At 37.2% G+C, this 13331-nt stretch carries 14 protein-coding genes and 7 tRNA genes; 18 read left to right on the top strand and 3 right to left on the bottom strand.

Annotation, left to right across the window (positions count from 1 at the left end):
* Nucleotides 1-7: 7 nt before the first annotated feature.
* Nucleotides 8-2167, top strand: a complete 2160-nt coding sequence (locus NYE22_RS19565; RefSeq protein WP_124073397.1) for a Tex family protein — start codon at nucleotides 8-10, stop codon at nucleotides 2165-2167.
* 9 nt (nucleotides 2168-2176) lie between these two features.
* Here the strand turns inward: NYE22_RS19565 and cmpA are convergent, their stop codons facing one another.
* Entirely contained in the window at nucleotides 2177-2290 is a 114-nt protein-coding gene (gene cmpA / locus NYE22_RS19560; protein WP_003225207.1) for a cortex morphogenetic protein CmpA, read from the bottom strand.
* Nucleotides 2291-2393: 103 nt separating this feature from the next.
* Here cmpA and NYE22_RS19555 point away from each other — a divergent pair, with 103 nt between their 5' ends.
* From NYE22_RS19555 to NYE22_RS19520, 8 genes are all read left to right on the top strand, one after another.
* Entirely contained in the window at nucleotides 2394-2846 is a 453-nt protein-coding gene (locus NYE22_RS19555; RefSeq protein WP_003234309.1) for a SprT family protein, read from the top strand.
* A gap of 122 nt (nucleotides 2847-2968) precedes the next feature.
* Nucleotides 2969-3043: transfer RNA gene (locus NYE22_RS19550), tRNA-Asn, on the top strand.
* Between the two features lie 4 nt (nucleotides 3044-3047).
* Nucleotides 3048-3138 (top strand) — tRNA-Ser (locus tag NYE22_RS19545).
* Between the two features lie 29 nt (nucleotides 3139-3167).
* Nucleotides 3168-3239, top strand: a tRNA-Glu gene (locus NYE22_RS19540).
* 11 nt (nucleotides 3240-3250) lie between these two features.
* Nucleotides 3251-3325, top strand: a tRNA-Gln gene (locus NYE22_RS19535).
* Nucleotides 3326-3351: 26 nt separating this feature from the next.
* Nucleotides 3352-3427 (top strand) — tRNA-Lys (locus NYE22_RS19530).
* Nucleotides 3428-3438: 11 nt separating this feature from the next.
* A tRNA-Leu gene (locus tag NYE22_RS19525) sits at nucleotides 3439-3520 on the top strand.
* Between the two features lie 81 nt (nucleotides 3521-3601).
* Nucleotides 3602-3685: transfer RNA gene (locus NYE22_RS19520), tRNA-Leu, on the top strand.
* A 307-nt stretch (nucleotides 3686-3992) separates the two neighbouring features.
* Here NYE22_RS19520 and NYE22_RS19515 read toward each other — a convergent pair.
* The gene (locus tag NYE22_RS19515; RefSeq protein ID WP_342412078.1) at nucleotides 3993-5012 is read right to left on the bottom strand and encodes an LLM class flavin-dependent oxidoreductase; all 1020 of its coding nucleotides are present in this window, start codon (nucleotides 5010-5012) and stop codon (nucleotides 3993-3995) included.
* Nucleotides 5013-5271: 259 nt separating this feature from the next.
* Between NYE22_RS19515 and lrpA the strand changes: the two genes are divergently transcribed.
* The gene (gene lrpA, locus NYE22_RS19510) at nucleotides 5272-5682 is read left to right on the top strand and encodes a transcriptional regulator LrpA (protein ID WP_003246601.1); all 411 of its coding nucleotides are present in this window, start codon (nucleotides 5272-5274) and stop codon (nucleotides 5680-5682) included.
* Between the two features lie 122 nt (nucleotides 5683-5804).
* On the opposite strand, the gene lrpB is transcribed toward lrpA, so the two are convergent.
* Nucleotides 5805-6254 (bottom strand): transcriptional regulator LrpB, encoded by a 450-nt coding sequence (gene lrpB / locus NYE22_RS19505; protein WP_003234258.1) that lies wholly within the window; start codon nucleotides 6252-6254, stop codon nucleotides 5805-5807.
* Nucleotides 6255-6368: 114 nt separating this feature from the next.
* On the opposite strand from lrpB, the gene NYE22_RS19500 reads away from it, so the two are divergent.
* The 8 genes from NYE22_RS19500 to cspC all read left to right on the top strand — a co-directional run bounded on the left by NYE22_RS19500 (nucleotide 6369) and on the right by cspC (nucleotide 13224).
* Complete coding sequence (locus tag NYE22_RS19500; protein WP_003234256.1) at nucleotides 6369-6911, top strand: cysteine hydrolase family protein; 543 nt, start codon at nucleotides 6369-6371, stop codon at nucleotides 6909-6911.
* A 552-nt stretch (nucleotides 6912-7463) separates the two neighbouring features.
* The gene (locus tag NYE22_RS19495) at nucleotides 7464-8228 is read left to right on the top strand and encodes an MBL fold metallo-hydrolase (RefSeq protein ID WP_003234254.1); all 765 of its coding nucleotides are present in this window, start codon (nucleotides 7464-7466) and stop codon (nucleotides 8226-8228) included.
* A 193-nt stretch (nucleotides 8229-8421) separates the two neighbouring features.
* Entirely contained in the window at nucleotides 8422-9732 is a 1311-nt protein-coding gene (locus NYE22_RS19490) for an MFS transporter (RefSeq protein WP_342412077.1), read from the top strand.
* Nucleotides 9733-10316: 584 nt separating this feature from the next.
* On the top strand, nucleotides 10317-10493 hold the full coding sequence (locus NYE22_RS19485; protein WP_009966645.1) for a hypothetical protein: 177 nt from the start codon (nucleotides 10317-10319) through the stop codon (nucleotides 10491-10493).
* Nucleotides 10494-10517: 24 nt separating this feature from the next.
* On the top strand, nucleotides 10518-11204 hold the full coding sequence (locus tag NYE22_RS19480) for a hypothetical protein (protein ID WP_021481687.1): 687 nt from the start codon (nucleotides 10518-10520) through the stop codon (nucleotides 11202-11204).
* A gap of 416 nt (nucleotides 11205-11620) precedes the next feature.
* The gene (locus NYE22_RS19475) at nucleotides 11621-11806 is read left to right on the top strand and encodes a hypothetical protein (protein ID WP_009966647.1); all 186 of its coding nucleotides are present in this window, start codon (nucleotides 11621-11623) and stop codon (nucleotides 11804-11806) included.
* Nucleotides 11807-12156: 350 nt separating this feature from the next.
* Nucleotides 12157-12750 (top strand): type 1 glutamine amidotransferase family protein, encoded by a 594-nt coding sequence (locus tag NYE22_RS19470; protein ID WP_021481685.1) that lies wholly within the window; start codon nucleotides 12157-12159, stop codon nucleotides 12748-12750.
* Between the two features lie 273 nt (nucleotides 12751-13023).
* On the top strand, nucleotides 13024-13224 hold the full coding sequence (gene cspC / locus NYE22_RS19465) for a cold shock protein CspC (protein WP_013351108.1): 201 nt from the start codon (nucleotides 13024-13026) through the stop codon (nucleotides 13222-13224).
* Nucleotides 13225-13331 lie beyond the last annotated feature (107 nt).

Below are 13331 nucleotides of genomic sequence, written 5' to 3'. Positions count from 1 at the left end.
TGGTTACATGGAAACGTCAGCCCTTTTAAAACAGCAAATTGCGAAAGAAATAAGTTTATCACAAAAACACGTTGAAAGTGTCATCCGCCTGCTTGAGGACGGCAATACAGTCCCGTTTATTGCCCGGTATCGAAAAGAGCAGACGGGTTCAATGGATGAGGTTCAGATTCAGACGATTTCTGAACGCTGGCAATACATACAAAACCTGAATCAGCGAAAAGAAGAAGTCATCAGGCTGATTGCAGAGCAGGATAAACTGACAGATGATCTAAAAGGTAAAATCGAGCAATCGGTGAAGCTTCAGGAAGTGGAAGACCTTTACCGCCCTTATAAACAAAAACGTAAAACAAAGGCGACAGTCGCCAAAAGCAAAGGCCTTGAGCCGCTTGCCGACTATATCCTGACACTTCCCCAAGATGATCGTCTGGCAGCAACTGCAGACCAATACATCAGCGAAGAAAAAGAAGTGTTCACACGAGAAGAAGCGATTGAAGGCGCCAAGCACATTATTGCGGAACAAATTTCAGACGAGCCGACCTTCAGAAAGTGGATTCGCCAGGAAACCTTCAAAAGAGGAACCATTAAGTCTGCAGCCGGAAAGTCGGCAGACACCGATGAGAAAAATGTGTATGAAATGTATTACGAGTATGAAGAGCCAATTGCAAAAGTCGTTCCGCATAGGGTACTGGCAATGAACCGCGGCGAAAAAGAAGATATTTTAAAGGTGTCAATCGAACCGCCTGCGGATCACATTAAGGCGTATTTAGAAAAACAAATCATTAAAAATCGCTCAACATCCGTAAAAGAGATTTTGCAGGAGACAATTGAAGACAGCTATAAAAGGCTGATCCAGCCGGCAATCGAGCGTGAAATCAGGAAAGAGCTCTCAGAAAAAGCTGATGAACAGGCGATTCATATTTTCTCAGAGAACTTGAGAAAACTTCTTTTGCAGCCGCCGATGAAAGGCAAAACCGTTCTCGGTGTTGACCCAGCCTTTCGAACCGGCTGTAAGCTCGCTGTGTCAGATGAGACTGGAAAAGTCTTGAAAATTGATGTGATCTATCCGCATGCGCCAGTCAACAAAACAAAAGAAGCCCATGAAAAAGTGAAAAAGACTCTTGAGCAGTATCAAGTCGAGATGGTGGCGATCGGAAACGGCACAGCATCCAGAGAAACAGAACAATTCATCGTCAATGTACTGAAAGACATGCCGCGCAAAATTTATTATGTGATCGTCAATGAAGCGGGTGCAAGCGTCTATTCGGCTTCAGAGCTGGCCCGAGAAGAATTCCCTGACCTTAAGGTTGAAGAGCGCAGTGCCGTGTCTATTGCGCGAAGACTTCAAGACCCGCTCGCGGAGCTCGTTAAAATCGATCCGAAGTCTGTTGGTGTCGGACAGTATCAGCATGACGTCAGCCAAAAACGCTTAAATGAATCTCTGCGGTTTGTCGTCGAAACGGTCGTAAACCAGGTGGGAGTAAACGTCAACACAGCCTCCGCCGCACTGCTTCAGTATGTAGCGGGATTATCGAAGTCTGTAGCAGGCAACGTTGTCAAAAAACGTGAGGAAATCGGAAAGTTTTCAAATCGAAAAGAACTGAAGGACATCCCAAGGTTAGGTGCGAAAACCTACGAGCAATGTATCGGTTTCTTAAGAGTGCAGGAAGGGACAGAGCCTTTGGATAGAACAGGCATCCACCCGGAAAGCTATAAAGAAACAAAAGCACTTTTGAAAAAACTCGGACTTTCAACAGAACATATCGGCACGGCGGAATTGAAGGACAAAATCAATCAGCTGGCGCTCTCTGAAACGGCAAAAGAGCTGGGAATCGGCGAAATCACTCTGAAAGACATTTGTGAACAGCTGACAAGGCCGGAACGCGATCCACGCGATGAGGTGCCTAAGCCTTTACTGAAAACAGACGTCCTTCAGCTGGAAGATTTGAAAGAGGGAATGGAACTGCAGGGCACCGTGCGCAATGTAGTGGACTTCGGAGCGTTTGTTGATATCGGAGTCAAACAAGACGGGCTTGTGCATATCTCAAAATTGAGCAATCAATTCGTCAAGCATCCTCTTGATGTCGTATCTGTCGGCGATATTGTGACAGTTTGGGTTGACGGCGTAGATGTACAAAAAGGCAGAGTATCGCTGTCTATGGTAAAATAAAAGCACTGCTTACGAGCAGTGTTTTTTCCTATAGAAATACCAGCATTGATTCAGCAGTTTAATTTGGTAATTATCTTTTTCAAGGAACGCTTTTTGCATCTGCTTTTTAAGCCAATTTGGCATAGGCTCATTCCTCCTCAGCTTTTATCATAAGAGGGACGGTGATTACCATATTGTATGCGAACGGTGAATTGTCCCGTTCAATGTTTTTTAAGTGAGGTGCACTATGGATAATATAGAGCTTCAAAAGCTGACAGAGGATATTTCTAAAACATATTTTAAAAAGCCGTTCCGCCATCAGGCGCTTTTTAATGACAGGCTTAAAACCACGGGCGGAAGGTACCTGTTAACCTCTCATAACATTGAATTGAACAGAAAATATCTGATTGAACACGGCAGGGAGGAGCTGATCGGCATCATCAAGCACGAGCTCTGCCATTATCATCTCCACCTTGAAGGAAAAGGGTACAAGCACAGAGACAGAGATTTTAGAATGCTACTGCAGCAGGTCAACGCGCCGAGGTTCTGTACACCCCTTAAGAAAAAAGCGGAAAACAAAAAAACTTATATGTATATCTGTACGGCCTGCGGCCAACAGTATATAAAGAAGCGCGCCATGAACCCTGACAGATACAGATGCGGAAAATGCCGCGGAAAAATAAAAAGAATTTTTTCGTGAAAAAGGTTGACGAATATGGCAAGCCTATGTTACATTATAAAAGTCGTCACGAGAGATAAATAAAAACATTTACCTCTTGACACTGCAAATCAAGGCTGATATAATAAGTCTTGTCTCATTATTCCACAGTAGCTCAGTGGTAGAGCTATCGGCTGTTAACCGATCGGTCGCAGGTTCGAATCCTGCCTGTGGAGCCATATTGGAGAAGTACTCAAGTGGCTGAAGAGGCGCCCCTGCTAAGGGTGTAGGTCGCGTAAGCGGCGCGAGGGTTCAAATCCCTCCTTCTCCGCCATAAGATTTCGATATAAGTTCTCAACCATCGGCCCGTTGGTCAAGCGGTTAAGACACCGCCCTTTCACGGCGGTAACACGGGTTCGAATCCCGTACGGGTCATTCCATTTCGTTGGGCTATAGCCAAGCGGTAAGGCAACGGACTTTGACTCCGTCATGCGTTGGTTCGAATCCAGCTAGCCCAGCCATTTTTATTTTTGAAATCTAATAGTAAGAGCCATTAGCTCAGTTGGTAGAGCATCTGACTTTTAATCAGAGGGTCGAAGGTTCGAGTCCTTCATGGCTCACCATTTGTCTTTTTGCGGGTGTGGCGGAATTGGCAGACGCGCTAGACTTAGGATCTAGTGTCTTACGACGTGGGGGTTCGAGTCCCTTCACCCGCACTTTATTTACAAAGTGCACGCAAATCGGTTTTACTAGGTTAAGAGCCTACTAAACCAGCACAAACACAATTTAATGATCACGCGGTCGTGGCGGAATGGCAGACGCGCTAGGTTGAGGGCCTAGTGGGTGAATAACCCGTGGAGGTTCAAGTCCTCTCGGCCGCATCTCAATAATACCAAGGGTTTAACCACCTTTGGTATTATTTTTTTGTGCGGAAATACGGCTATGAGAGAAGAGTTGCTCACCAAAACTCACCAGTTACTTAAAGTAATCATCCAAACGGTCGGCAGTTCCTTCTGTTTATTAGGAAAAAGATATCCGTTCATTGTAAAAGAAACGAACCATGCCCTATTCGTTCAAAAAAACTAATGGGTGATACATATTATACATGATTAATATGTATCACCCATTTCTTTCTTGTTCAACAATCGCGCTTGAGGAGAACATAAGCTAATACAACTGACTCGATTTCTAAAGTTGCTCCATTCTTTTTTTAAACAACTCATCCACAACCTGTTTTAAAATCTCGTACGACTGAATTTCCTTGCTCAATTCGTAAATATTAGATAACACAATTAATTCATCTGCTTGATACATTTGTTGGAAATCAATTAGTTCGCGACGAATTGTTTCTCGATCACCCATGATTGTATACCCCAGTCGACTGTGGAGAATTTCTAATTCAAACTGTGATAACGATTCTAGGAAGTTTTCAGTGGGTGGAATAAGCTTACTTAAATTATTTGTATAAATATCAATATACACCTGCAAATGACTTGCAGAAATAAAAGATGCCTCGTCCATAGATTCTGCTGCAATCACATTAATGCAAGCGATCACATAAGGTTCTTGTAAATAAGAAGACGGTTGGAAATTTTCTCGATAAATAGAGAGCGCTTCTTCCATCGAATGGGGTGAAAATTGAGCGCCAAATGCATAGGGTAAACCAAGCTTTGCAGCAATTTCCGCTGAATCCGTTGAGGATCCTAACACAAAAACAGGCACATGCGTTCCAATACCCGGATAAGCGCGAACCTCACCCTGTACACTCTTATCCCCGACAAAACGCAAAATATCATTTACTTCTCTTTCAAAGAAAAACACTCCATTATGGTTGGAACGACGAATCACATCGGCCGTTTTTTGATCCGTTCCGGGTGCGCGTCCTAATGCCAAATCTACACGATTTGGATATAATGTTTCAAGTGTTCCAAATTGCTCCGCTACGATTAATGGGGAATGATTTGGCAACATAATACCCCCTGAACCTACGCGAATGTCTTTTGTATTTGCTAATATATGTTGTACAATTGATATGGTTGCTGCACTTGCATAAGCGTCGTGATTATGATGCTCTGCAAACCAAATCCGTTTATAGCCCATATTATCTACAGCTTTAGCTAATGACACTGCAGAATCAACCCCTTGTTTCATTGTTTCTCCTTGTCTTAATGGAGCAACTGATAAAACAGATATATCAAATTTTTTCATAATTTCACCTCTAAAATAATGAACTTATACAAGATCAATGGAAAAAACATTTTGAAAAATTGTTTCATATTAAATGGTGTCCATTCCTCTTTGATTTGCATGCAAATAAATATATACTTTCTCAAACGATCAATACATAGGCAAAATAAAGTTATTTCACAATTTCACTTTATTTTTAAAGTTTTAAGCAAACATAAAAAAATGTTCAGTGAACAAAATATGTAAAATACATCTTATTTTTCAGAAAGGATACAAGAAAATGATTGATGAAATAGATAAAAAAATACTTGATGAGCTGTCTAAAAATAGTCGCCTTACAATGAAAAAATTAGGGGAAAAAGTACATCTCACTGCACCAGCAACTGCATCAAGAGTAGTAAAGTTAATAGACAATGGCATAATAAAAGGATGTAGTATCGAAGTGAATCAAGTGAAATTAGGCTTCTCTATACATGCTTTTCTTAATATTTATATCGAAAAAATCCATCATCAACCCTATTTAGCTTTTATAGAAACACAAGATAACTATGTAATAAACAATTATAAAGTTAGTGGAGACGGTTGCTATTTGCTTGAATGTAAATTTCCTTCAAACGAGGTATTAGATCAATTTTTAAATGACTTAAATAAACATGCAAACTATAAAGTGTCGATTGTTATTGGTAAATAGTTAACTTTATAAAACGGAGATGTGCGGTCATATAACATGATATATATGCTCTAAAAAAGCCCTAGGTTGGATATGGAATTTACCAAGCTGGGGCCTTTTTATACATTATAATAACAAGCGCATTATTCATCAGACATTAATGAAGTATTATAATGCTTTTTTACTTCCTTAATAGACAAATAAAGCTGATAGTTTCCATACTTCAATAAATCATTCAGAAGGTGATTTAAAACTTCTTGTGAATGAACCGTTACCTTCAGAAGATAACATGCATCTCCCGAAACACGATGAGCTTCGCTAATTTCATTACGAGTAGCAATAAATTTCAATAAATCATCATGCGTATATGCATTCATGAAAAAGAAGACAAAGGCTGTAAAAGAAAACCCCATCTTCAATTCATCAACCACAATCGAATATGCTTTAATGATACCGTTATCCTCCATTTTTTTGATGCGATTGCCTACCGCTTGTCCTGTCATATGAATTTTTTCACCGATTTCTTTCCATTGTATCCGAGCATTTTTATTTAATAATTGGAGAATTTGAAAATCAATTGAATCAATTTGCATAGTAACTCCTTTCACAGTGAAAAAGTTTTACAAAATAGTATTTCATGAGACCATCGAAAATTCAATGGAAATTATATATCCTTATACAGTATAAAAATTTTAAGAGGTGAAAAAATGACAACAGCTTTATTAGTGATTGATATTCAAAATGATTACTTTCCAAATGGGAAGATGGCTTTAACAAACCCAGAGAAAGCAGCACAAAATGCGGCTAAACTACTTTCACACTTTAGAAACACAGGCGCACCTGTCTTTCATGTACAGCATATCACAGAAGGTAACATCGCTCATTTTTTCCATCCAAATACAGAAGGTGTCGAAATTCATGAGTCAGTACGTCCATTAGAGAAAGAGACAGTCATTGTAAAACATATGCCGAATAGCTTTTTCAATACAGATTTAAATGGAAAGCTACAAGAAGAAGGGGTTAAAGAATTAGTTGTTTGCGGTATGATGTCCCATATGTGTATTGATGCAACAGTTCGTTCTGCAGTTGAACATGGTTATGTATGCCAAGTGGTAGAAGATGCTTGCGCAACAACAACATTGCAAATTGAAGATAAAATCGTTCCTGCTGAGCATGTCCATTACGCATTTATGGCCGCATTAAATGGTGTCTATGCAACAGTAAAAACCACAGAGGCATTTTTAAAATAAAAGAATTTCCTGCGCGAACATAACGTCTTTCTTTTCACAAGAAAGATGATTCAACAACTTAAAAAAGGATGTTCAGAAAAATACTTCTGGACATCCTTTATTCATTATCTTTTATTGTTTTTCAGTATCATTATTCCCATCTGATAAAAGATCAAGATGTCCTGTTTTTGATCCATAGTAAGACCATATACAGGGATTGTTTTTGCCATAAATATAGATATTGATGAAGGTTTACATAAAGCACCTAATTGCTTGATTTACTTTAATGTTAGATCCCTCAATAACTCCATTCTCTTCTAATTTCTCTACTCTAGCTGTAGCTGCTGGGCATGTTAAATGTACTCTCTCCCAGATCTTTCATTGAATTCGGCTATTATACATAATTTCTCTATAATTTTTTATCTGTTTGATCTATTTGAACGTTAATTCCTTTCGAAAATAAAGTCAAAGAGTTAAAACACTTTTTTTTATCTATGTATTCGAACACTGCTGATATTATACACTTAACTCTGTCGATCTAAGACAAATAAAAAAAGAAAGTGAGTTGTAAATATGAATATTACACAAATTCGAAATGCAACAATTGTTGTAAAATACGCAAATAAAAAATTTTTGATAGATCCTATGTTAGCAGAGAAAGGTACGTACGCTACTTTCCCTGAAACGATCAGACAAGATCTATTTAATCCTTTGGTGAGTTTGCCAACATCAATTGATAACATTCTGGATGGCGTAGATGCGGTAATTGTTACTCATCTACACCTAGATCACTTTGATGATGTGGCAAAAAACGTATTGCCAAAAAACATCAAAATGTTTGTTCAAAATGAAGCAGATGCAAAAGAAGTAAAAGCAAGTGGTTTCAAAAATGTAGAAGTGCTACATCAAGACACTGTTTTTGAAGGGATCCAATTAGTAAAAACAAAAGGTGAACATGGCAGAGGGGAAGAGTTATTAAACTTAATGGGTGATGTTTGTGGATTAGTATTCAAGCACCCAAGTGAAAAAGTTTTATATGTAGCTGGGGATACAGTTTGGTATGATGCTATCGAAGACGAGATTCATACACATCAACCAGAAATCATTGTGGTTAATGGTGGAGACAATCAAAGATTAGATTTAGGTTCACTCATCATGGGAAAAGAAGACATCTATGAAGTTCACAAGGCTGCTCCTCATGCTAAGATTATATCTGTTCATATGGAAGCTGTTAACCATTGGACACTATCTAGAGAAGAATTAAAAAACTTTAGTAAAGAAAAAGGATTCTCAAGTAATATTTTAGTGCCAGAAGATGGCGAGTCTTACACATTTTAATATGAACACCGACAAATAAATAGAAGAAGCTCATAATTATAAAAACTAATCATGAGCTTCTTCTAATAATGAATATTTTAAATTTTAAATATATCGAAAATCCTAAATATACGGAATAACAAAAATGGAATGTTCCAATGATGACAAAAAAACTTGAAAAGCAACAAAGATGTGTCGTTAGGAGGTAGAATTCATGGTAATGACAAAAAAAGATACAAATATATCAACACAGCAGCCTCTTTGGTTACAAGGTTATATTGATTCACCAGAAAAACAAAACCAACTTTATAAAAAAACATTAAAAATCTTGATTTTTTCACAAATATTTGGGGGAGCAGGACTTGGAGCTGGGATAACAGTTGGGGCGCTTCTTGCACAAGATATGATAGGATCGGAAAATGTAGCAGGAATTCCAACTGCCCTCTTTACTTTTGGATCTGCCGTAGCTGCCCTGCTTATAGGAGCATCCTCACAACGTTTTGGTCGCAGAGCTGGACTTGCAGGTGGTTTCCTTATAGGCGGATTAGGTGCTATAGGTGTGATAATCGCGGCTTTAATTAACAGCGTAGCCCTATTATTTGTTTCTCTTCTTATTTATGGAGCAGGTATGGCTTCTAATCTTCAAGTTCGGTATGCTGGGACAGACCTTGCAAATGAGAAACAACGGGCAACTGCTGCAAGTATGGCCTTAGTTTCTACTACTTTAGGAGCTGTAGTAGGTCCTAACTTAGTTAATACAATGGGGGAATTTGCAGATTCAATTGGTGTTCCCAATTTAGCTGGTCCGTTTATTATGTCAGGAGCAGCTTTTATAATTGCTGGAATTATTCTCTTAATTTTTCTTCGTCCAGATCCGCTGTTTGTATCAACAGCTATTGCGAATGCTGAGAAAAAAGACGATAAAGTACAAATAGGAGGAAGTCTAAAAAATCCTGCTATAGACAAAAAAGGAATAATGGTAGGAGCTGTCATTATGATTTTAGCTCAACTAATCATGACAGCTATTATGACAATGACACCGGTTCACATGGGTCATCACGGTCATGGTTTAAGAGAAGTGGGATTAGTTATAGGACTCCATATTGCAGCGATGTATCTTCCTTCACCATTGACTGGTTTATTAGTAGATAAGTTTGGTCGCACAACTATGGCTATTGCTTCAGGTGCCACACTTCTTGCCGCTGGGTTGGTGGCAGCTATTGCACCGGCAGACTCATTATCATTGCTAATCCTAGCACTAGTATTACTAGGGGTAGGTTGGAACTTTGGTTTACTAACGGGAACTGCCCTTATTATAGATTCAACACATCCATCTCTACGTGCAAAAACACAGGGAACATTCGATGTTTTATTAGCACTATCAGGAGCAGCAGGTGGAGCCTTGTCAGGAATGGTTGTTGCACATTCTAGTTATACAATACTATCAATTTCTGGAGCCGTTTTATCATTGTTACTCATTCCAGTAGTTATTTGGTATTTTAGAAGGATTCAGGAAAAAGCATAAGCTTATATAACTGTCTTTGAAGAACCTAAGTAGACATTACTTTACCGGAACCTCCTTTTTCTATTTATTATAGTAAGGAGTTGACATGGCATTAGTGGCATGTGTATAACTACACAATTATTTGGGATTCAGAGAGCATGTAATGAACGGAAGAGATAATTATTTATCACTTTTATTATTGTACGGTGTTCTTTTGGCATTAAGTTCAGTCAATTTTGGTCTAACTGTTTTCTTTTTGTTTTCATCACCTCTCCATATTATCAACAAACACGAAAAGGATTTTAATGAAAATAAAATGATTAGCGTATGTATCTCTAATTCCCAAAATGAATGAATAGTCCTTTTTAAGATTTACACACAGTTATTCTCCAAGGAAAAATGACTCAATTTTTCGATTTTTTATGTAAATCAAAAAAGAATCATGTTAGAGTAGGTGTGCTGAAAATAATTCAAAAAATTATTTTGAGATATGATTAAAGTAATATTGCCAGAGAGTTTCAATTGGACAAAATTGTAAGTGTTTAATACACTGGGGCTGCAATCAAATATGCACCTAGAATCAATTGCTAAACGGGGGAGTTTATATGAACAACAAGAAAAATATCTTTGATATTGTTATGTACATTATTTTCGGTGTGTTAAGTCTTTTTCTAGTTGCAAAAACTGATTATGGCACTGGAGTTTTAGTGTTTGTTGCAATTTTATACCTCGCTGTTATTGCTTATAAAATTAAGCAAGTATTTAGTAATTCAGATTCTTAAGGTGTAACACAAGGAGGATTTCAATTGAGAAAGAAAAGAGTTATTACTTGTGTTATGGCTGCATCATTGACTTTAGGCTCACTTTTACCTGCAGGTTACGCTTCTGCAAAGGAGGACTCTAAGACAACCCCTTCTTACGAAGAACTAGCTCTACATTACAAAATGAAAAGTGAAAAGATTTCATCGAACAGGAAATTAGTTGAAATTGAGTATGTGAGTGGAAATGAAACTCACAAAGTTCAGATGAACGGAAATGATCATACTGTAAAAGTCGATGGCATAGAACAAAAAGGTTTAAACTTTGAGTATGAGGAAAATGTTGCTAAAAGAACAAATTATGAAAACAATAATTTGAAATCAAATGAATTCACAACACAGGCTGCAAAACCTAAAAAGGGATACCATTATGTGGGGACTTTATCTGGGCATACAAAAGCAGCTAAAAATGCGTTATCAGTTACAATGTCATTAGTCGGTATTGTCCCTGGCTTGGGATGGGGGAGTAAGGCTGCCACTATTTTATTCTCTTATTGGGCAAAAGAACAAATCCCTGATGCGTATTATAAATATGATTTATACGAAAAAGGAGCAATGACTGATAGTTGGTATCAGTATGCTACAGTTCAATTTTTTGAAGATAAAGCTCATAAAAAGAAAATGGGCAAACCTTGGACAAGTACTCCTGCAAAAGTAGATTTACCTAATAGCTAATTTAAAAATCACTTTGTCTTTATAAAGGACAAAGTGATTTTTTGTTATACAGAAGTAAAATCCCTCGTCTGAGGAATCTTGGAAAAACTTGGTTCAATTTTGATATAACATGTTTTTTTCTTGCTAATTTAGTTTTTCTATGTATCGCTACACATTCTAAAAAATAAGATATTAGCCGGACGGTTGATGCCAAGCTCAAAAGTTTATATGGAAGTCAAAGCATAAAAAGGGACGTGTAGTCTTCTTTTTATTTTTGCCAACGTAACAAGTGTGAAAGTAATGATTTGTAGGATCAGTTAAGAAAGGTTTAAGATTAGATATTGAAAAATTTTATATATTTTCAATAAAATACTGGTACTATAATAAATGTATATAGATTGTATGGAGATGTAATTAATTAAAAAGGAGTTTTTTAATTGCGTTGGAGTAAATGGTTCAATGTTTTTTGTATAGTAGCATTGGGATCAATATATGGTTATAAATTATTTACTAACCAAGAAGTCAGTACTACTCGTTTAATAATAGCTTCTGTAATTGTGTTGTGGAATATTGTTGGACTTTTTAGCAAAGAATCAGTAAAACAAGCACAGCAAGCAAATTAAAAGTCATAAAGTTGGGAAAGAAGGATGTTACTTATGTAGTATCCTTCTTTATTATTCCTTGAAAAACGAAACAAATTGGAGATTACAGCTTATATAATCAATTGAAGTCGTTGATTATTTTCATAAACAGGAGATTTAATGCTTTCTGATGAATATTATCGTATGAATGTTGAAGCAAGAGGAAACGTTACTCAAAGATTACAGGAATGTGATGAACACTCCTCTTTATCGCACTCACCTGCCCCAAATTGTTGGGGAGGGGCAGGGACGGAAGATAGAGTATTTTTTCTTCGTAACAAATCGAAAAGGTTGGATAATAAAAAACTTATAATCTAAGGCGGTATATAGTTGTGAAAAAGGCGTTATTTCTTATATTAGACCAGTATGCAGATTGGGAAGGTGTTTACTTAGCATCTGCATTAAATCAAAGAGAAGATTGGTCGGTTCACACTGTTTCTTTAGATCCTATTGTAAGCTCAATAGGTGGTTTTAAAACATCTGTCGATTACATAATAGGGTTAGAACCTGCAAATTTTAATTTGCTAGTTATGATTGGCGGGAATTCCTGGAGTAATGATAATAAAAAACTATTACATTTTGTAAAAACTGCATTTCAAAAAAACATTCCAATAGCAGCGATATGCGGTGCAGTGGATTTTTTGGCGAAGAATGGTTTGCTGAATAATCATAGCCATACAGGTAATTTTGTTTACTTATGGAAAGATTACGAACAATATAAACCGATTAGCAGTTTTGTAGAGAAACAAGCAGTAAGAGATAAAAATTTGGTTACCGCTAATGGAACTGCCCCTATTGAATTTACTAGTCTAATTTTAGAGATGATTGATTTTGACACTCCTGAGAACATAGAGAAAATGATGTATATGAATCGTTATGGTTTTTATCATTTTTGTGATAAATATGGAAATCCATTTGTTGATTAATTTGCTGGAAATGATTTTCCCGAATAGGGGGCTTTGCGATTGAGTTGAATTTCCTAATAAAGCAAAGAAAGATGATTTGAGGTCAAGTTTAACAAATAATGCCATGAACGAAACGGAAATATTAATTTGCAGTTATTTCCGATTCCTGATATAATAAAGAAGAATTATTTTTGTTCGGTGTAAAGGATAGTATGAAGATTGACTTTTCGTCTTGATGATACTTTGGGCAAGGATAGTATATACTGTGTGGTTACACACTAGGAGGCAACAAAAATGGAACAAGGTACAGTTAAATGGTTTAATGCAGAAAAAGGTTTTGGCTTTATCGAACGCGAAAATGGAGACGATGTATTCGTACACTTTTCTGCAATCCAAAGTGACGGATTCAAATCTTTAGACGAAGGTCAAAAAGTAACGTTTGACGTTGAGCAAGGTGCTCGTGGAGCTCAAGCTGCTAACGTTCAAAAAGCTTAATCTTCAATCGTTTATACAAACAGGCTCTTTATATAGGGCCTGTTTTTTTATGTCTATCTCATACTCAATAAAAAACCCTACTCAACGTTCGAGTAGGGAGATGCTAC

The organism is Bacillus sp. FSL K6-1560, from assembly GCF_038592935.1.
Classification (GTDB): Bacteria; Bacillota; Bacilli; order Bacillales; family Bacillaceae; genus Bacillus; species Bacillus subtilis.
Note: the sequence above shows the minus strand (reverse complement) of the source record. Positions and strands in the feature narration are given on the sequence as shown.

Coding starts and splice junctions, on each gene's coding strand:
- NYE22_RS19565 (WP_124073397.1), top strand. CDS start 8: ATGGAAACGTCAGCCCTTTTAAAACAGCAAATTGCGAAAGAAATAAGT.
- cmpA (WP_003225207.1), bottom strand. CDS start 2,290: ATGCCAAATTGGCTTAAAAAGCAGATGCAAAAAGCGTTCCTTGAAAAA.
- NYE22_RS19555 (WP_003234309.1), top strand. CDS start 2,394: ATGGATAATATAGAGCTTCAAAAGCTGACAGAGGATATTTCTAAAACA.
- NYE22_RS19515 (WP_342412078.1), bottom strand. CDS start 5,012: ATGAAAAAATTTGATATATCTGTTTTATCAGTTGCTCCATTAAGACAA.
- lrpA (WP_003246601.1), top strand. CDS start 5,272: ATGATTGATGAAATAGATAAAAAAATACTTGATGAGCTGTCTAAAAAT.
- lrpB (WP_003234258.1), bottom strand. CDS start 6,254: ATGCAAATTGATTCAATTGATTTTCAAATTCTCCAATTATTAAATAAA.
- NYE22_RS19500 (WP_003234256.1), top strand. CDS start 6,369: ATGACAACAGCTTTATTAGTGATTGATATTCAAAATGATTACTTTCCA.
- NYE22_RS19495 (WP_003234254.1), top strand. CDS start 7,464: ATGAATATTACACAAATTCGAAATGCAACAATTGTTGTAAAATACGCA.
- NYE22_RS19490 (WP_342412077.1), top strand. CDS start 8,422: ATGGTAATGACAAAAAAAGATACAAATATATCAACACAGCAGCCTCTT.
- NYE22_RS19485 (WP_009966645.1), top strand. CDS start 10,317: ATGAACAACAAGAAAAATATCTTTGATATTGTTATGTACATTATTTTC.
- cspC (WP_013351108.1), top strand. CDS start 13,024: ATGGAACAAGGTACAGTTAAATGGTTTAATGCAGAAAAAGGTTTTGGC.